This is a genomic window from Sporosarcina sp. P13 (assembly GCF_002743055.1).
Lineage (GTDB): Bacteria > Bacillota > Bacilli > Bacillales_A > Planococcaceae > Sporosarcina.
Genome location: NZ_PDYM01000051.1, coordinates 1 through 19,174 on the forward strand (window position 1 = coordinate 1; position 19,174 = coordinate 19,174).

At 42.2% G+C, this 19,174-nt stretch carries 17 protein-coding genes, 1 tRNA gene, 1 other RNA gene and 1 other annotated feature; of the genes, 4 read left to right on the plus strand and 15 right to left on the minus strand.

Features of this window, described 5'->3' with window-relative positions:
- Positions 1–306: 306 nt before the first annotated feature.
- The 6 genes from CSV79_RS15500 to ffs all read right to left on the minus strand — a co-directional run bounded on the left by CSV79_RS15500 (position 307) and on the right by ffs (position 4,310).
- Positions 307–570: a pro-sigmaK processing inhibitor BofA family protein gene (locus tag CSV79_RS15500; protein ID WP_233201472.1), complete on the minus strand. Its 264-nt coding sequence runs from the start codon at positions 568–570 to the stop codon at positions 307–309.
- Positions 571–676: 106 nt separating this feature from the next.
- Positions 677–1,273 carry a recombination mediator RecR gene (gene recR / locus CSV79_RS15505; RefSeq protein WP_099689954.1) on the minus strand — a complete coding sequence of 199 codons (597 nt, stop codon included), beginning with the start codon at positions 1,271–1,273 and terminating at the stop codon, positions 677–679.
- Positions 1,274–1,284: 11 nt separating this feature from the next.
- On the minus strand, positions 1,285–1,605 hold the full coding sequence (locus CSV79_RS15510; protein ID WP_099689955.1) for a YbaB/EbfC family nucleoid-associated protein: 321 nt from the start codon (positions 1,603–1,605) through the stop codon (positions 1,285–1,287).
- 21 nt (positions 1,606–1,626) lie between these two features.
- The gene (gene dnaX / locus CSV79_RS15515; RefSeq protein ID WP_099689956.1) at positions 1,627–3,375 is read right to left on the minus strand and encodes a DNA polymerase III subunit gamma/tau; all 1,749 of its coding nucleotides are present in this window, start codon (positions 3,373–3,375) and stop codon (positions 1,627–1,629) included.
- A gap of 87 nt (positions 3,376–3,462) precedes the next feature.
- Positions 3,463–3,930, minus strand: coding sequence for an S-ribosylhomocysteine lyase (locus CSV79_RS15520; protein WP_099689970.1), 468 nt, complete (start codon positions 3,928–3,930; stop codon positions 3,463–3,465).
- A gap of 113 nt (positions 3,931–4,043) precedes the next feature.
- Positions 4,044–4,310: signal recognition particle sRNA large type (gene ffs / locus CSV79_RS15525), an RNA gene on the minus strand.
- Positions 4,311–4,677: 367 nt separating this feature from the next.
- Between ffs and CSV79_RS15530 the strand changes: the two genes are divergently transcribed.
- Positions 4,678–4,770: transfer RNA gene (locus tag CSV79_RS15530), tRNA-Ser, on the plus strand.
- Positions 4,771–4,858: 88 nt separating this feature from the next.
- On the opposite strand, the gene thrB is transcribed toward CSV79_RS15530, so the two are convergent.
- Genes thrB through CSV79_RS15545 form a run of 3 tightly spaced genes read right to left on the minus strand, consistent with a single transcriptional unit; the run spans position 4,859 to position 8,103 of the window.
- On the minus strand, positions 4,859–5,755 hold the full coding sequence (gene thrB, locus CSV79_RS15535) for a homoserine kinase (protein WP_099689957.1): 897 nt from the start codon (positions 5,753–5,755) through the stop codon (positions 4,859–4,861).
- A complete protein-coding gene (thrC, locus tag CSV79_RS15540; protein WP_099689958.1) occupies positions 5,755–6,813 on the minus strand; it encodes a threonine synthase in 1,059 nt (352 codons plus the stop codon). Before thrC ends, thrB begins: the two co-directional genes overlap by 1 nt.
- A 6-nt stretch (positions 6,814–6,819) precedes the next feature.
- Positions 6,820–8,103 (minus strand): homoserine dehydrogenase, encoded by a 1,284-nt coding sequence (locus CSV79_RS15545; RefSeq protein WP_099689959.1) that lies wholly within the window; start codon positions 8,101–8,103, stop codon positions 6,820–6,822.
- A 157-nt stretch (positions 8,104–8,260) separates the two neighbouring features.
- On the opposite strand from CSV79_RS15545, the gene CSV79_RS15550 reads away from it, so the two are divergent.
- Positions 8,261–9,625 (plus strand): aspartate kinase, encoded by a 1,365-nt coding sequence (locus CSV79_RS15550; protein WP_099689960.1) that lies wholly within the window; start codon positions 8,261–8,263, stop codon positions 9,623–9,625.
- A 155-nt stretch (positions 9,626–9,780) separates the two neighbouring features.
- Here CSV79_RS15550 and CSV79_RS15555 read toward each other — a convergent pair whose 3' ends face one another.
- Positions 9,781–10,416, minus strand: a complete 636-nt coding sequence (locus CSV79_RS15555; RefSeq protein ID WP_143560594.1) for a deoxynucleoside kinase — start codon at positions 10,414–10,416, stop codon at positions 9,781–9,783.
- 159 nt (positions 10,417–10,575) lie between these two features.
- Between CSV79_RS15555 and tadA the strand changes: the two genes are divergently transcribed.
- Complete coding sequence (gene tadA, locus CSV79_RS15560; RefSeq protein ID WP_099689962.1) at positions 10,576–11,070, plus strand: tRNA adenosine(34) deaminase TadA; 495 nt, start codon at positions 10,576–10,578, stop codon at positions 11,068–11,070.
- A gap of 27 nt (positions 11,071–11,097) precedes the next feature.
- Here tadA and serS read toward each other — a convergent pair whose 3' ends face one another.
- Together serS and pdxS are read right to left on the minus strand one after the other, a co-directional pair.
- Positions 11,098–12,381, minus strand: coding sequence for a serine--tRNA ligase (gene serS / locus CSV79_RS15565; RefSeq protein WP_099689963.1), 1,284 nt, complete (start codon positions 12,379–12,381; stop codon positions 11,098–11,100).
- Between the two features lie 220 nt (positions 12,382–12,601).
- Positions 12,602–12,810: a binding site (T-box leader), on the minus strand.
- A gap of 119 nt (positions 12,811–12,929) precedes the next feature.
- Positions 12,930–13,775 (minus strand): pyridoxal 5'-phosphate synthase lyase subunit PdxS, encoded by an 846-nt coding sequence (gene pdxS, locus CSV79_RS15575; RefSeq protein ID WP_099689965.1) that lies wholly within the window; start codon positions 13,773–13,775, stop codon positions 12,930–12,932.
- 99 nt (positions 13,776–13,874) lie between these two features.
- On the opposite strand from pdxS, the gene pdxR reads away from it, so the two are divergent.
- A complete protein-coding gene (pdxR, locus tag CSV79_RS15580; RefSeq protein WP_099689966.1) occupies positions 13,875–15,296 on the plus strand; it encodes a MocR-like pyridoxine biosynthesis transcription factor PdxR in 1,422 nt (473 codons plus the stop codon).
- Between the two features lie 15 nt (positions 15,297–15,311).
- Here pdxR and CSV79_RS15585 read toward each other — a convergent pair whose 3' ends face one another.
- The 3 genes from CSV79_RS15585 to CSV79_RS15595 form a co-directional block, all read right to left on the minus strand.
- The gene (locus CSV79_RS15585; RefSeq protein ID WP_099689967.1) at positions 15,312–16,658 is read right to left on the minus strand and encodes a serine hydrolase; all 1,347 of its coding nucleotides are present in this window, start codon (positions 16,656–16,658) and stop codon (positions 15,312–15,314) included.
- A gap of 171 nt (positions 16,659–16,829) precedes the next feature.
- Complete coding sequence (gene guaB / locus CSV79_RS15590) at positions 16,830–18,296, minus strand: IMP dehydrogenase (RefSeq protein ID WP_099689968.1); 1,467 nt, start codon at positions 18,294–18,296, stop codon at positions 16,830–16,832.
- A gap of 106 nt (positions 18,297–18,402) precedes the next feature.
- Positions 18,403–18,885 carry a glutathione peroxidase gene (locus CSV79_RS15595; RefSeq protein ID WP_099689969.1) on the minus strand — a complete coding sequence of 161 codons (483 nt, stop codon included), beginning with the start codon at positions 18,883–18,885 and terminating at the stop codon, positions 18,403–18,405.
- Positions 18,886–19,174 lie beyond the last annotated feature (289 nt).

The following is a 19,174-nucleotide window of genomic DNA, read 5'->3' on the forward strand; positions in this document are numbered from 1 at the left end:
AGAAATTCGATTAGCTCGAGTTTCATTTGCTGGCATCAATTAAGATACTCATTTTGTTTATGTCACCGACAGAGTCGATGCACAAACGTTTATTTCGTTAACGTTTTGCTGTTCAGTTTTCAAGGTTCATGTAGTTGCTCTTTCGTAAGAGGCAACTTTTTAATAATACCAAATCGCCATCTTGTTGTCAACACTTTTCTTAAAAAGTTTTTTCTTAGTAAGAACAATGTTTCCGCAACTGCTCAATGCGACGCTTATTAATATAACACCCGTTTATGTAGATTGCAAGCTATTTCACCATTCTTTTTAAAAAAGAATGGCGAAACCGCATAGTGCCGCGAATCCTGGTATACCCAAGACCGCTAAAATGACGCCTGACGCAATGTTAACCGGTACATAAATCCCAATAAACCCACCTGCTATGTTCATTAGGAATAGTATAAAGAAAGCAAAAGCTAACCGAAACCAGAAGACAGATAAGCGCTCCATGTTCTTTTCTAAGGTTGTTCTACTCATGCTTAGTAAAATTAATGAAACAACTCCTAATGCGACTATCACTAAAATCCTCACAGAAAACGCCCTTTCTTCTATAGATACTTATCTATATGCGTTACTGTAGAAGATTAGTTCACTTATACATTAGTTTCATTAGATGTCGTTTAACAGTTAGCACGACTTACAATTCCCGACGCCCCTCTAGTGCTCTCGAAAGTGTGACTTCATCCGCGTACTCCAAGTCGCCACCAACCGGTAACCCGTGCGCTATGCGTGTCGTAGTAATGCCTGATGGTTTAACAAGGCGCGAGATATACATCGCTGTTGCTTCTCCTTCTATAGTAGGGTTCGTAGCGAGAATCAGTTCTTGCACTTCTTCATCCTGCAATCTAGTTAACAATGAAGGTACGTTAATATCTTCCGGTCCAATACCATCCATAGGAGAGATCGCACCTTGGAGAACATGGTATAAGCCGCGGTAGTCCCGCATTTTCTCCATTGCAATAACGTCTTTCGGATCTTGCACTACACAAATCGTTGAACGATCACGTGATTGATCCTGACAAATATAACAAGGGTCAATATCTGTAATATGTCCGCACACTGAGCAAAACTGTAAATTACGCTTTGCATCGACTAGCGCTTTAGCAAAATCAAGCACTGTATCTTCCTTCATACTTAATACAAAAAACGCCAGACGACCCGCAGTTTTGGGGCCGATACCTGGCAATTTCATAAAACTATCCATTAATTTAGATATTGGTTCAGGGTAATGCATTATATAGCCTCCTAGAACATCCCAGGCAAGTTCATTCCTTTAGTGAATTGGCCCATTGTGGAGTTCGAAATTTCTTCAGCTTTCGCGATTGCTTCATTTGTTGCGATAACGATCAAGTCTTGTAGAATCTCCACGTCTTCTGGATCTACTGCCTCTGGATTAATGATAACTTCCAAGACTTGTTTGTGGCCGGATACGATTACTTTCACCATACCTCCGCCAGCTGTGCCTTCCATCCGCTCTTCACCTAACTTCTCTTGAGCCTCTGCCATCTTCTTTTGCATCTTCTGCATTTGTTTCATCATACCTTGCATATTTCCCATTCCACGCATGTATAATTCCTCCTTAGTAGTTTACTCTTCTTCTATTGTAATGAAATCTTTTCCAAATAACTTTTCCGCCTCTGTTACGAGTGGATCTGCTTCTTCAAATGTGGCTTCTTCCATAAACGCTGAAGCCGGTTGTTCAATATCTGATTGTTGAGAAGCATCTTGACCTTTTTGATTGCCCAAACCATTTTTTCGGATGAAATCTTGACGTACCTCTAACCAGCTCTCTTCTGAGACATAAATCACTTCGTAGGCTTTTCCTGTACGCTGTAACAATGCATCGGACAGTCCAGCTTGCAATGTGGCATTCTCAGAAGCCATAAGACAATGAATTTCATACTTAAACTTTAACACAAAAGCGATCTCAGATGCCGCAACTGGTTCAGTCTCTTCTAATAAAGCTGCATGAGAACGTTGTAAACTTTGCATCATACCTGCCCACTGCTCTCGAATCATCTGGATATCAGACTTTGTTGCAGCTTTCAGTACTTCTACAATCTTACCAGTTGGTACTTTGGCAGATCGAGAAGCTGCTGAAGCCGCCCGACGAGCAGGTGTTTGAGGTTCATTTGCGGCTTGTTGTACAGTCCCTGAAGCTAACTGTTGTTGCAGTTGCCTGACAGTCTGCTCCAAGACAGCAAGTTTCTGCGCCATTTCAGGGTCCACTGCAGCAGTTGTGACCTGTTGATTACCAGAGTGAATCATTTTCAAGAGGGCAGATTCGATATAGACCTTCCCGTGATTAGAGAATCGCATCTCTTGCTGCGTTTTTGACAGAATATCAATGTATCGGTACAGTTCATCGGAATGAAACGCTTGAGCCAACTCTTTGAATTGCTCTCCATTAGAAATCAATTCTAGTAAATCCGTTAGCTCAGGTGCTGTACCGAGCAACAACATATCTCGGAAAAACGTAATCATATCTTCCGCTAACCGGCCAACATCTTTTCCTTCTGCAATCAATTGATGCAGTAGTGAAAGGGCGGCTCCCGCGTCTTTTGCTTGAATCGCTTGCGCAAGTTGATAAAAGATTTCTTCCCCTATCGCTCCGGTCACAAGTAAAGCATCCTCAGTTGTTAATTCATCCCCACTAAACGATATCGCTTGGTCGAGCATACTGAGTGCGTCGCGCATACCACCTGTAGCTGCTTGAGCAATTGCACGCAACGCACCATCTTCAGCGTTAACATTAATGTCGTCTAGCACTTGGCGCATACGTTCCATGATCTCCGCTGCCGTAATCGGTTTGAAGTCGAAACGTTGACACCTTGAAATAATTGTCAGTGGTAATTTATGTGATTCCGTTGTCGCTAGGATAAATACAACATGGGCAGGTGGTTCTTCCAATGTTTTTAGCAACGCATTAAAGGCCGAATTAGAGAGCATATGCACTTCGTCAATAATATACACTTTAAAGCGAGCGTTAGAGGGAGCTATGTGGACACGTTCAATAATATCCCGAATCTCTTCTACGCGCGAATTGGAAGCCGCATCAAATTCCGTCACGTCGGTATTCGAGCCCTCTGTGATACTTTTACACGTTTCACATTCATTGCACGGCTCTGCCGCCGGGCCGTTCTCACAGTTCAGCGCTTTGGCAAATATTTTTGCCGCACTCGTCTTCCCTGTTCCACGCGGTCCTGAAAACAAATACGCATGCGTTGTTTTCTGATGAAGAAGGGTATTTTGCAGTGTTTGCTTGATGGCTTGCTGACCAGACATTTCACCAAAAGTCTGTGGTCGATACGCCCGATATAATGCTTGATAAATCAACCGCTTTTCCCCCTCTTCTGCATTTTGTATAGTTCTTTAATTGTAACACGAATATAGATAGAATGGCTTCCAAATCACTTGAACGTATTAAGCAAAAACTTCCGTCCATTCATTTTTTTTTGCTAGCATATTACGAGCCAATTCCTTAGCGCCTTCTAAGTTATGGCTTGCTGCCCAACCACACTGCATTTCATTACACGCAGGTACTTCTGTCGCTACTAATACGTCGTTTAATGTTTTCTCTACAATTGAAAGAATATCTTCATAGTCTTCGTGATTAATTACCGCTAAATAGTAGCCCGTTTGACACCCCATCGGACTGATATCAACAATTTTATCTGAATGGTCACGACTGAACTCCGCCATCATATGCTCCAGTGAGTGAATAGAAGGCATATCCATATGTTCTTTATTCGGCTGACAAAAACGCATATCGTATTTATAGATTTTATCCCCGTTTTGGCCCTCTGAAGTTCCCGCTAATCGTATATAAGGTGCTTTTACTTTCGTGTGATCCAAATTAAAACTCTCAACGTTCATTTTCTTCTCAGACATTGCAAACCGCTCCCCTTCATAATTGAATACGCTCTCTTCCGAAGTATACACCATTTCCCAGACATAAAAAACTCGCCCGTTATAAAACGGACGAGTGAATTGTTCAATTAAAGCCGTGCACCTTCCTTCGACTGCCGCACATAAGCGCTACTCTTGTCGTTGGCTCGGCCTAGGCTACCCCGCGGCACATGAGAGAGTCCACTTAATGCTGCTTCCTTCCGGACCTGACATGATTCATGGGTTCCCATTGCGCAGGACCCAGACGTCAACACTACGTGCAAAAGGCAGACCCTACAATACGGACAGCCTCGAGAAGGAATTCAGTCTTGCTAGAGCGGATTGCAAGTTACAGGGCACCGCTAATTCCCCACCTAGCACGGCATTTCTTATTATACAGATTCCATAATAAAAATCAAATAATATCTACGCTTTGTTGGTGATCTATTTTCATATTGTTAAAGTATACAGAAAGTGAGATGTTGAAATGATGAAGGCAAATGCGTTCAAGCCGAGTTTCCGAATCCCTGAAGTTTGCATGTATACTGTGATTGTCTGCCCACCATTGTCGTTGGACTGCTAATTATTATTTTCTTAAACGTAAAGTCTTATTTTCTTATGCATCGATCGTTCAGATCATCGATTTGTTAAGTGTCTATTGCTAACACCTTTTTATAGGGGAAATGAAAAACTAAATAAAAATGGTTGACGTCTTTTAAAATACATGATATATTATTACTTGTCTGATACGGAGGAATACCCAAGCCCGGCTGAAGGGATCGGTCTTGAAAACCGACAGGGGTGTTAAAGCCCGCGGGGGTTCGAATCCCTCTTCCTCCGCCATATTTTTGACAGCACACGTTACTCGATGTAACGTTTTTTTATTGCTTAAAAAGCAAAACAGCGTCCGGACTAATTGTCCGGACGCTGTTTATTTTGTTATAACTGCACCTGTCTCTGCTGGTTGTAGTGCGATTGCTTGGTAATGCGGGAAAAGCTGACTAAGTGAAGCCGCTACTTGTTTCTCAGTATTTGGTGGTACAGCGATGAAAAGAGAAGGGCCTGCGCCGCTAATCGTCATGCCATACGCTCCAATTTCATGACAAGCTAGCCGAATGTCGTCAAAATTGGGGAATCCAATTTTGCGGTACGGCTCATGGAAAACATCACGTTCCATCATACGGCCAGCTGTCACCCAGTCGGCTTGCGCAATTGCAGCAGTCATTACACTACCTGCTGCGCTACCTTTAATCGCTTCCTTGTGCGCCAATTGTTCCGGAAGCAATCCACGCGAAGTTTCAGTTTTCAAAGCTACTGGAGGTACTAAGATCACGACACCAATTGGAGGCGCCGGGAATGTTAGTACATCCATTTCATCTTCGGTAAAGTAAGAAACAGTCAGTCCGCCAAGCAAAGCGGCGGTAACATTGTCAGCATGTCCTTCGAGCTCACTGCCGATACGAAGCTTATCTCGCGAAGTTAACTGCAAGTTTGCTAATTCACCGGCAATCTCAATTCCCGCGGCAATTGCCGTTGCACTACTGCCAAGACCTTTACCTAATGGAATATCAGATGAAACTACTAGCTTCTGCGGTGTAATAACTTGATCGTACGTTGCCACTACTTTTTTTATGGTCTGTATAATCAAATTCGTTTCATCCGTCGGAATCTCAGCGTATTCCTTATCCTTATACTTTACTTCCCATTTAGATGCGTCTGTTACTTCTATTGTCATCGTAAGTGAAAGGGCAAGACCTAAATGATCGAAGCCGGGTCCGAGATTTGCCGTTGTGGCTGGTACGGTTACTAAAAAACCGGCTTCTGTCATTATTCTTTCCCCTCTTTCAAATCTCTCAAGAAGTTATCAAATTGTTCATTTGTCATCAATGGTTTATGCGAGTTGACGTTAATTGCAGTTTCAGGGTCTTTCAAGCCGTTTCCTGTCAAAATCCCGACAATCGTCGTTCCTTTTTCAATCAAACCAGCATCTAGACGTTTTTTAATACCCGCAATCGTTGCACATGATGCAGGCTCTGCGAAAATTCCGTCTGTTGCAGCTAGCAACTGGTATGCTTCTAGAATTTCTTCATCTGTCGCAGATAAAATATCGCCTCCTGATTCTTCAAGTGCTTGTGTTGCTAAATGCCAACTTGCAGGGTTTCCGATACGGATTGCTGTTGCAACTGTTTCCGGCTCATCGAATACACGATCATAAACGATTGGAGCCGCACCGTCAGCTTGAACGCCTAATAGTTTCGGTGTGCTTGTGCCTTTTTTCTCCGCATATTCTTTGAAACCTTTCCACGCTGCCGAAATATTTCCTGCGTTACCTACTGGCAATGCAAAAATGTCAGGAACTTTTCCTAGTTGTTCAATCGCTTCAAATGCTACTGTCTTTTGTCCTTCTAGACGGTATGGGTTAACCGAGTTTACTAATGCAATTTTACCTTCGCCGACTTCACGTACCATGCGGAGTGCTTCGTCAAAGTTTCCTTCGATCGCTACGATTTCAGCTCCATACATTTTCGCCTGTGCTAATTTACCAAGCGCAATACGACCTTCCGGAATAACAACAATTGTACGCATACCCGCACGCGCACCATATGCAGCCGCAGCAGCAGATGTATTACCTGTTGATGCACAAATTAATGCCGTTTTACCTTCTTCCTTTGCCTTTGCTACCGCCATTACCATCCCACGGTCTTTAAATGAACCCGTAGGATTTGTTCCTTCTGTCTTCACGTAAAGATTGATGCCCCACTGCTTGGATAAGTTTTCAAGGTGGATCAGTGGTGTATTCCCTTCCTGCAAAGTTAGTGCCGGTGTATTCTCTGTTACTGGTAACCATTCTTTATATTCCTCAATTAAACCATTCCATCTTCTCATGTTGTATTATTCTCCTTCCACTCGGTAATGACTCAAAACGTCAATAACCGCTGGTGTATCTTTTAAGTCTGCTAAAATATCTAAATGCTGTTGACGTGAAATTTTATGTGTGATGAAGATTAAGTCTGCACCTTCATCCTGCAGTTCTGAATCTTGTACAACTGTTGCCAAACTTGCTTTGTGGTAACTATAGATTGAAGTCAACTCAGTCAATACACCGATTTCGTCTCGTACAGTAATACGGTGGAAATAGCGGGCGAACTTTTGATCATCCGATTTCACTTTACGTTCAAACTGCGGTGCGTGCATTCTTTTACCGTTGACGCCTAGTAGTAAGTTGCGACAAGCTGCCACAACATCACCTGTTACAGATGTAGCTGTTGGCAAGGAGCCAGCACCCGGTCCATAGAACATCGTCTCACCTACTGCATCCCCGTAAACATAAACAGCGTTAAATTCATTGTTTACTGTTGCAAGTGGATGAGAGTTCGGGAAAAATACAGGCTCTACTGCTACTTCAATCCCGTCGTCATCCTTCTTCGCAGTTCCGGCCATTTTAATCGTATAGCCAAATTGTTCAGCCAACTCTAAGTCCCCGTCTTTAATCTCTTTCATACCACGGACAAATACATCATCAAGATGCACTTCTGTAGAGAAAGATAATGAGGCTAGGATGACCATTTTACGCGCTGCATCAATACCGTCCACGTCAGCCGAAGGATCTGCCTCTGCAAATCCTAGTTCAGTTGCTTCAGCCAATGCTTCTTTATATGTCTTATTTTCATGCTTCATCTTTGTTAGAATAAAGTTAGTCGTTCCATTTACAATTCCAGTCAATGCTGTAATACGATCTGAAGCCAGTCCGTCTTCCAGTGTGCGGATTAACGGAATACCGCCACCCACACTCGCTTCATACAACAAGTCACATTTTTTTGCATCCGCTAGCTTCAATAACTCTGGCCCTGACTCAGCCATTACGTCTTTATTCGCTGTCACAACACCTTTACCCGCTTCTAGTGAACGTCGTATTGCGTCAGACGAACCGCCTGTTACTTCGATAACCAAATCGATTTCAGGATCATTGAGTACTTCGTCTAATGAAGTGGTGAACATTTCTTTTGGAATGACGCCGTTACGTTTTTTATCTAAATCTTTGACGACAACTTTCTTGATCGAAACAGGAACGCCAAGCTTATGTTGCAAGTCAACTTGATGATTATGCAATATAGTTGCTACGCCGCTTCCTACCACTCCATAGCCCAATAAACCGATATTAATTTCATTTTTCATTTGACGATTCTCCTAACTATATGTACACTATGAAAAAACAATCGTTCTTCGCATAAGGACAATTATAGAGAACTCCAGCTTTAATAACAACCCATTTTCAGAAATCTTCTAAAATAATAGAAATATAAACTCAAATGTAGATAGGATCTGATATATAATGAAAGTTTGTAAATTTGGCGGCACATCCGTCGCAACAGCAGAACAAATCCGTAAAGTCGTTGATATTGTTATGTCTGACCCCTCGCGTAAAATTGTTGTAGTCTCAGCACCCGGTAAGCGTTTTTCAGAAGACATCAAAGTGACAGACCTACTAATTGCATTAGCAGACAGATCATTAGCAGGTAAAGACACTACTGAGGCTCTAGAAAAAGTTGTCGAACGCTATCAACAGATTGCGGAAGGACTCGGATTAGACGAGAATATCGCACAAGTAATTGAGCAAGATTTAATCAGACGCTTGAATAAAGATCAAACCGACGAAATTCTTTATGTAGACAGCCTAAAAGCTGCCGGTGAAGATAATAATGCTAAAATGATTGCAGCTTACTTCCAGCATATTGGTGTGGAAGCAGAATACGTCGATCCACGTGATGGTGGCTTACTCGTCAATCACCGACCTGAACGTGTACGTGCATTACCTGAAGGAAATGAAAAGCTTTGTACATTGCGTGATAAAAAAGGCATTATCGTATTCCCAGGTTTCTTTGGTTATACGGAAGACGGTACATTGCGCACATTCAACCGTGGTGGCTCGGATATTACGGGTGCACTTCTAGCGGCTGCAACAAATGCAGAACTTTATGAAAACTTCACGGATGTTGATTCCGTTTTTTCGGCCAACCCTACAGTTATCGAAAATCCACGTGCCATTGATGCGATGACGTATCGTGAAATGCGTGAATTGGCTTATGCAGGTTTTTCAGTATTCCACGAAGAAGCATTAGTTCCTGCTTTCCGTCATAAAATACCGGTGTGCATCAAGAATACAAATAATCCAAGTGCTCCTGGAACGATGATTGTACGTAATCGTGATCACAAATTACAATCCGTCGTCGGAATAGCAGCAGATAATGGTTTTTCTACATTGTTCGTCGATAAATACTTGATGAACTTAGAAATTGGTTTCGGTCGTCACTTGCTACAAATTCTTGAGGAGGAGGAAATTCCTTACGAACATGCACCATCAGGAATTGATAACTTGTCCGTTATTATTCGCGACGAGCACTTAACAGATGAAAAAGAAGCACGTATCATCAACCGTATTGAGCAAGAGTTGCATCCTGACGATGTCCACTTCCAACGTGGTTATTCCATGATTGTACTCGTCGGAGAAGGAATGCGCCACACGAGAGGTTTAGCTGCACGTGCTACTTCTGCCATTGCACGAACGGGTGCGAATATCGAAATGATCAATCAAGGTTCTTCTGAAGTTAGTTTAGTTTTCGGTATTCATGAAAAAGATGAAAACATTGTCCTTCGCGAATTATACCAAGAATTCTTCTCTGAGGTTCCAGTACATTAAAACAGACGACGGTATCCCTCACTTACAGGGTGCCGTCTCTTTTTGCATAACTGAAGCTACTTTCTCAATAATTTGATCGATATCCTCTTCGCTATTTAGTAAATCATACTCCTCAATATCTAAACAAATGACGGGTCGTATATCATGTGATTCTATTATGCTTCAAACCCTTTCTGCACAGCCTCACGTACTTGCTTCAATATAATATTCATATCCGCCGGGTTGTGCACGAAATCCATTTGATCTCCGTTAATATGAATGACCGGAATTTCTGGGTGCGCTAACTCAAATTCAGGTATATAGCATTGATAGTCCGCTGACAACTGTAGTAAATAATCAGGGTCCATGTCAGCTTCATAGGGGCGCCCCCGCTTATCAATACGTTGCTGTAAGGTTGGTAATGTCGCAGACAATGAGATAATGATATTAGGCATCGGCAACCCCGCTGTCAAAATACGATAAATTTCTTTGTATTTCACAAAATCCGTTGCCTCTAATGTCCGCTGTGCAAACAGTATATTCTTAAATATATGATAATCTGCTACGACGGCTGTGCCAGCAGAGATATACTCTTTATTGATTTGCTTTAATTGTTCATAGCGATTGCATAAGAAAAACATCTCTGTCTGGAAACTCCACTTTTCTTTATCTTTATAAAATTGATCTAAGAAAGGATTTTCACCACTGATTTCTCGTAGTTGTTGATATGAAAAAGTCTCGGCAATTGCCGTGGTTAATGTGGTCTTCCCTACACCAATCGGACCTTCTACAGCTATGAATGGAACAAACACGTGGCACTCACCCTTCCGATCTAGTTGCACGTTCTATTTTACCATATCTCATAATTGACTACTTAAAATATCTAAAGTAGTTCTACTGTTTCACGTGGAACATTAAGCTTATTGATTTTGACGTTTTGCATGATAGACTATTTGTAAGGAGTGGACTGTATGCAAAAAGACGATCGATTTTATATGAAATTAGCAATAGAAGAAGCACAGAAAGCAGCTGCCCTTGCAGAAGTTCCAATTGGTGCAGTCATTATTCATGATGATACAGTTATTGCACGTGCGCATAACTTACGTGAAACTTCACAAAACGCTGTGACACACGCTGAACTTTCAGCCATCCAGTTAGCCTGTGAAGAAATAGGTAGCTGGCGATTGGAGGATACGGTTCTATATGTAACACTAGAGCCATGTCCGATGTGCGCAGGTGCCATTCTACAATCACGTATTCCCCGCGTTGTTTATGGAGCACGGGATCCTAAAGGTGGATGTGTCCATACATTTTATCACTTGCTCAATGATCCCCGCTTCAATCACGAATGTGATGTAACGGAAGGTGTATTGGCAGAAGAGTGTGGACAGTTACTAACCGACTTCTTCCGTGCACTACGTGAAAAGCGTAAACAAGCTAAAAAGGAAGCTAGCCAACAAGGGTAACTCTTTGCTGACTAGCTTCTTTTGCTATTATTTTGGTGCTTCGATTTTTTCTTTTCCACCCATATACGGACGTAGTACTTCTGGAATTACAACAGAACCATCCTCTTGTTGATAGTTTTCCAATATCGCCGCCACTGTACGACCTACTGCTAGTCCACTACCGTTTAACGTGTGAACGTATTCCGGCTTCGCACCTGCCTCACGACGGAAACGAATAGATGCACGACGCGCTTGGAAATCTTCAAAATTTGAACAAGAAGAAATTTCACGATACGTATTTTGTGTTGGGATCCATACTTCTAGATCGTACTTCTTAGCAGCTGTAAATCCTAAATCTGCTGTACACATCTTCAATGCACGGTACGGCAAGTTTAACAATTGAAGTACACGCTCTGCGTGGCCTGTTAGCTTCTCTAGTTCATCATAAGAATCTTCAGGCTTTACGAAACGTACGAGTTCTACTTTATTAAACTGATGCTGACGAATCAAGCCTCGTGTATCACGACCTGCTGATCCAGCCTCTGAACGGAAATTCGTGCTGTATGCTGTAAACGCAATCGGTAGTTTTGCACCATCTAAAATTTCATCGCGATAGAAGTTTGTTACCGGCACTTCAGATGTAGGGATCAAGAAGTAGTCCTCTTCTTCAATTAGGAATGCATCTTCTTCAAATTTAGGAAGTTGTCCTGTACCTGTTAGGCTTGTCCGATTGACCATATACGGTGGTAGCATTTCTTCATAACCATGCTCGTCCTGATGAAGATCAAGCATAAAGCTGATCAATGCACGTTCTAGTCTTGCACCTAGTCCGCGGTAGAACACAAATCGACTACCTGTAACTTTTGCAGCTCGTTCAAAGTCTAGAAGTTGCAAGTTTGTTCCAATTTCCCAATGCGGTTTTGGTTCGAAATCAAACGTCGGTTGCTCACCCCATGTGCGAATTTCCACGTTGTCGTCTTCACTATCCCCCACGGGTACACTATCATGTGGGATATTCGGAATACGCATAAGCACGTAGTTTAGCTCTTCTTCTACTTTTGATAATTCCGTATCATATGCTTTAATCTCTTCGCCAACTGTCTTCATTTTTGCGATGACGTCGTCAGCATTTTCTTTGTTGCGTTTCATCTGTGCTACTTGCTGTGATACTTCGTTACGCTCCGCTTTTAAAATTTCTACCTTCGAAAGAATCGCACGACGCTTCTCGTCCAACCCACCGAACTTTTCAAAGTCGGTTAAATCCTCTCCACGTTTACTGAGCTTTGCCTTCACTTCTTCATAATTTGCACGTAATAATTTACTATCTAACATGCCATCTGCCTCCTTGTAATTACTTTATACCGTTAAATCACTCTATCACAACGTCCTCCGCTTTTGTTTCGGCTAGCTCCGGACGCCAGTCTCTTGGGACGTTTCAGACAAGCAGTAAAGGCAAAGTGCGCCTTTATTGCTTGTCCTCCAACGCCTGTCGAGACCAAACAGCGTCCTCCGCTTTTGTTTTAAACGTAAAAAAAAGCCCTCCATCCCCTATAGAAGGGACGAGAACTACCCGCGTTGCCACCCAAATTGATTGGTTTCCCAATCCACTTGTTTGAGATATCGGCTCAACTACCGGCAGGAACCTACTAACTTCAGTTCTGCTACTCCAGGATGGATTCACAACCGTTTTTACCAGCTTCCACCACACGCTGGCTCTCTAAAAAAAACACTGTCGCTACTATTTCCTATCATCGTGATATATGTGAAATTAGATATACCATACTACAAACTTGAAGCATTGACAAGTTCTACGGAAGGAGAAGGTGTTGTATACTAAAAATCGCTATGGACGGGTAGCCCTCCATAGCGATCTTTACTACTTATGAACTGCGATTAGCCATCAATTCACTTTCTGCAAGCTTTGATATTTCCAAGCCTTTCATAGGTGTTCCAATATTTTTTGAAAGCTTTGCAATTAAAGCATAGTCTTGATAGTTCGCTGTTGCCTGTACAATGGAACGTGCAAATGCTTCCGGGTTATCTGATTTAAAAATTCCAGATCCGACGAAGACACCATCTGCTCCAAGCTCCATCATTAATGCTGCATCTGCAGGTGTTGCCACGCCGCCGGCAGAGTAATTGACGACTGGTAGACGTCCCGCTTCCTTAATAGCTAGCAACACTTCGTAAGGTGCGCCCAAGTCACGTGCTTCTGTCATCAATTCATCTTTGCTCATATGCACAATTTTATTAACCTGTGCATTGATCATACGTAGATGACGTACAGCTTCTACAATATTACCCGTTCCAGGCTCCCCTTTTGTACGAAGCATTTTTGCACCTTCTCCTAAACGACGTGCGGCTTCTCCTAAGTTCCGTGCTCCACAGACGAATGGCACGCTAAAGTCACTTTTTAATAAGTGGAATTCATCATCTGCAGGAGTCAGTACTTCACTTTCATCAATATAATCGACTCCCATAGACTCCAGAACACGAGCTTCGGAAATATGCCCGATACGCGCTTTCGCCATGACCGGAATTGAAACAGCGCGCTGTACCTCTTCAATAATTCTCGGATCTGCCATTCTCGCAACGCCACCCGCTGCCCGTATATCTGAAGGTACACGTTCAAGTGCCATGACCGCGATTGCACCTGCTGCTTCTGCTATTTTTGCTTGCTCTGCATTAATTACGTCCATAATGACGCCACCATAGTTAAAATTCATTTTTCTTCCTCCTTTTTGATATTTTCAGTATAATTGAATTTGACCACATTAAAATGATCAGTTTCATAATATTAGGGGTGGTCAGTTGGAGGACTATCTATGGATATGATTTTTATTGAGCTTCAAAAGAACATACATACACCACTCTATCAGCAAATATACAATCAAATTAAGCAGGACATTATCGATGGAAAGTTTCCTGTTGGAATGAAATTACCGTCGAAACGTCAATTAGAGGATTATCTTAGTGTTAGTCAGACGACCATTGAAATGGCTTACGATCAATTAACGGCAGAAGGTTTCATTGCGGCAGAACCCCGCAAAGGATACTATGTACAAGCAATTGAAGAGCTAGCGTATGTACAACCGATAAAGTCTACTACCCCTGTCGCCAAAGAAAAGGTTACTGAACCTATTCACTATGACTTTTCAGCAAATACCGTGGATACGGTGAACTTTCCTTTCATAGCTTGGCGAAAGTATGCACGTGATGTGATGGATCCCTCAAATGCACATCTATTGCTACTAGGCGATCCACATGGTGATCCAGAGTTACGCCAAGAAATAGCACGTTATTTATATCACTCGCGGGGAGTAGACTGCATACCCGAGCAAATTATCATTGGTTCTGGAACAGAGCAGTTATTGCCGCTGATTATCCGTATACTTGGCGAACAAGCACGTTATGCGATTGAAGACCCTGGATACTTAATGACGCGTCATGCCTTTTCAGAAAGTAACGGTGTGACGATTCCAATTGCTGTTGATCAAGAAGGACTTGACGTGAAGGCCCTTCAAGGGACGGATGCGACCATTGCTTATGTAACCCCTTCACATCAGTTCCCGACCGGTACAGTGCTCTCTGCGGCGCGTAGAACTGCACTTTTAAACTGGGCAGCGTCTAATTCTAACTTTTTCATTATTGAAGACGACTATGATAGTGAATTCAGATATCATGGACGTCCTATTCCATCTTTACAAGGAATGGACAAAGGAGAAAACGTTATTTATCTCAGTACGTTCACGAAGTCTCTTATGCCTTCAATGCGAATTGCCTATATGGTGCTTCCACCACAACTCCTAGAAGTCTATAGACAGGCATTCATCCCTTTTTCATCTTCGGTACCTAGAATCGATCAGCACATTCTTGCGCGCTTTATGGCTGACGGACAGTTTTCTCGCCATCTGAATCGTATGCGGAAGATTTACAGACGAAAAATGCAAATTCTAACAGACATCATCAAGCCATACGAACCAATAATTACATTCTCTGGCGATGAGGCTGGTATGCATATTTTATTGCATGTACACACGGAAAGAACCGAAAAGGAATTGCTAGAGCTAGCACTCGATGCAGGAATTAAACTGCGTGGTTTGAACACATATAGAGTCATTCACGTTCACTCAGTACCATCCTTCCTAATAGGCTTCGGTGGATTATCTGAAGATGAGATCAGAATGGGTGTAAATAAGCTATTACACGTCTGGAATATAAAAAAAGCAACGGTACCTAACGAATAGGTCCGTTGCATTTCATTAATTAAAGAGGCCTTTAACAAAACCAGTAGAGCTGTTCCAAGCATTTGAGAAGAAATCACCAATTGCGCCTATAGTTAAAGAGAACCATCCTGCCTTCTGCACGCCTTCAGTTGTAACAACTTCTGTACCCGCTACTTTCCCATCGATAAAACCAAGGTCAGTACCGTCTTTTTTCACTAATTTTACATGTCCAATAACTGTTCCTTTTTCAATAGGTGCTTTAATCTGACCATTCTTAACGAGTTTCTCGTCAAGTATCAGTTGCGGTACATAGTCCTTTTTCTCACTATTACGAATTAACATACTAACCGGCTCTTTTGTCTCAATTGTTACCTGTCTTTCCTTACCCTTTAAAACGCCTAATGTTTTTTGTCCTTTGAATTGATACCCTCTCGGTAACAACTCAACTTCCGAAAACTGACTAAAACCATAATCAAATAAAGAACGTGTTGCATCAAAACGTGCTTCATACGAGCCGACACCTTTATCATCTACAGCATTCATAACAACGGCAATCACTCGTTTACCATCACGAATAGCTGTACCTGTAAAGCAATGACCCGCAAACACTGTAGTGCCTGTCTTTAAGCCATCAACGCCATTATATTCGTAAATCAAACCCGGTAGCATGAAGTTCCAGTTCTTCATATCGATAGCGTCAGATGTTCCTTCACGGAATACCTTTTTGCTAATTTTCGTTGTATCTAATACTTCTGGATAATCTTTTAATAAGTGATACGCCATCTTTGCAACAGAACGCGCGGGCATAACATTCTCATCCTTTTCCCCAAACTCGCTTGGATGCATACCCTGTAGATCCTCATTATTTAATCCCGTAGAGTTAACGAATTTGTAATCAGTCAATCCAAGTTCTTTTGCTTTTTCATTCATTAAGTGCACGAACTCTGCTTCAGTCCCTGCAATGGTCTCTGCAATCGCAATGGTTGCTGCATTGGCAGAATAAATTGCGACTGCCTCATATAGTTCACGAATCGTGTATGTACCGTCACGGCGAAGTGGAACATTACTCAAACGACGATCTTGCGATATAGCATAAGTGTAGCCATTGACTCGATACTGTTGGTCCCAAGTAATCGTGCCTTCTTCTATCGCTTCAAACATCAAGTATTCCGTCATCATCTTCGTCATACTTGCAATGCCCAGCGGTTGATCCGCATTTTCTTCATATAAAACTTTTCCACTGTCTGCATCCAATAAAATTGCTCCACCTACACGAATGCCTAGTGAAGATTCAGCATTTGCAGTAGGTACAACCCCTATCATCGTCAACAACATCACCGGCACCATCCATGCCGCCAACCATCTTCTTGTTACTTTTTTCACTCAATATACCCCCGTCGTGATCATATCAAAAATCAGTGTACCATATTCATACAACATGATGTATCGTTGCGACAAAAAAACACCTTTTCACCCATGGAAAATGGCGAAGAGATGCTTTTTGTTGTGGTCGTAGAAGTATAATTACTTCTGTGACTGCTAGATATATAATGATTAACGGACAGAATAGTTAGGTGCTTCTTTTGTAATCTGCACCTGATGTGGGTGACTCTCTTGCAAACCAGCGCCTGTCATACGAATGAACTGCGCATTTTCACGGTGAGCTTCCAAATCTTTTGAACCGCAATAACCCATTCCTGCACGAATACCACCTACTAATTGGTGAATCGTGTCGGAAAGTGGCCCTTTATAAGGCATACGACCTTCAATGCCTTCAGGTACAAGCTTCTTTGCATCTTCTTGGAAGTAACGATCCTTAGATCCTTTTTCCATAGCTGCTACAGAGCCCATTCCACGATACACTTTAAAGCGACGCCCTTGGAAGATTTCAGACTCTCCAGGACTCTCTGTTGTACCTGCAAGTAAGCTTCCTAACATAACCGCATGTCCGCCCGCAGCTAATGCTTTAACGATATCTCCAGAATACTTGATTCCACCGTCAGCAATAATTGTTTTACCATATTTACGTGCAACTGTCGCACACTCATAAATAGCAGTGATTTGAGGTACCCCAACACCTGCTACTACACGTGTCGTACAAATAGATCCGGGACCAATCCCTACCTTCACAACATCAGCACCTGCTTCATAAAGGGCCTCTGCGGCTTCTCCTGTTGCAACGTTACCTGCAACAATCGTAAGTTCCGGATATTTTTCACGGATTGCTCTAACTGTGTCAATAACACCCTTAGAATGGCCGTGTGCAGTGTCTATGACTATAATGTCGACTTCTGCTTGGACAAGCTTCTCAACGCGTACAGACGTGTCTGTCGTAACTCCAACAGCCGCGCCAACTAACAGACGTCCTGCTTGGTCTTTTGCTGCATTCGGGAATTCGATTACTTTCTCGATATCCTTGATTGTGATCAAGCCATTTAGAATTCCTTTATCGTCTACAATAGGAAGTTTTTCAATCTTATATTGCTGCAACATCTTCTCGGCATCTTCAAGTGTAGTTCCAACTGGTGCCGTCACTAAATTTTCCTTTGTCATTACTTCATCAATAATGATGGAGTAATCTTGGATGAAGCGCAAGTCACGATTAGTCAAAATACCGACTAACTTCTTCTCTTCCATATTGTTGACGATGGGTACACCTGAGATTCGGTATTTACCCATTAAATGTTCTGCATCAAATACTTGATGTTCAGGAGTTAAAAAGAACGGGTTTTTAATAACGCCATTCTCTGAACGTTTTACCGTTACAACTTCCTCGGCCTGTTGCTCAATGCTCATGTTCTTATGGATTATTCCAACTCCACCTTGACGAGCCATTGAAATAGCCATCTTGGATTCTGTTACTGTATCCATTCCAGCACTAATAATAGGAATATTCAACTTAATACGATCCGTTAAATTTACAGATAACGACACGGTTTTTGGTAACACATCAGATGCAGCCGGCACCAATAATACATCATCGAACGTCAAACCTTCACGAGAAAACTTTGATTCCCACATTTACTTTTTGCCTCCTAGGATAAACTATTGTCAGTTAAGATTATTAAAAGGTTATCAGCGACAATGAGACGTGTCAAGTTACATATGTGCGAATTAATAATTCTTATTATTCGCTAAATAACTTTTCAAGTGACTTTTGCATTTTTAATGGATTTGTTTGTGGTGCAAATCGCTCAACTACTTGACCGTTGCTGTCTACTAAGAACTTCGTAAAGTTCCATTTGATCTCCCTTGTCAACATCCCCTTTTGTTGATCCACTAAATGGGTAAACAAAGGATCTGCACTGTCTCCTTTTACATCTAGCTTTGCAAATATAGGGAAGGTGACACCATAGTTGACTTGGCAAAGTTCCAATGTTTCATCTATATTATCGAACTCTTGATTATTGAAGTTATCGGACGGGAAGCCAATTATTACTAACCCTTGATCTTTGTACTTCTCATATAGTTGCTGGAGTTCTTTAAACTGTTTCGTAAAGCCACATTTGCTCGCTGTATTTACAATTATCATTGGACGTCCTTCGTATTGCCGTAGGGATTGTTGCTCTCCTCCAGTAGTTTGCACAGTAAAATCATAAATAGATGTCATACAAGACCTCCTCATTTCTTTTATTCACTTTACCTGACTTTCATTAATAAACCTAATATCCTGTTTTAACTATAGCTTAAGTTTCATTTACTTACTTCAAGGCTTAGAAAGACTACAAAAAAGCCACTCCCCATAAGGAATGGCTTCGCGTGCCTAGCAACGTCCTACTCTCACAGGGGGAAACCCCCAACTACCATCGGCGCACGAGCTTAACTTCCGTGTTCGGGCTGCGAAGAACGATGAGCGACGGATTGCCGCGTCAGCTTCACCGCTTGCGAGTCTCACGTAT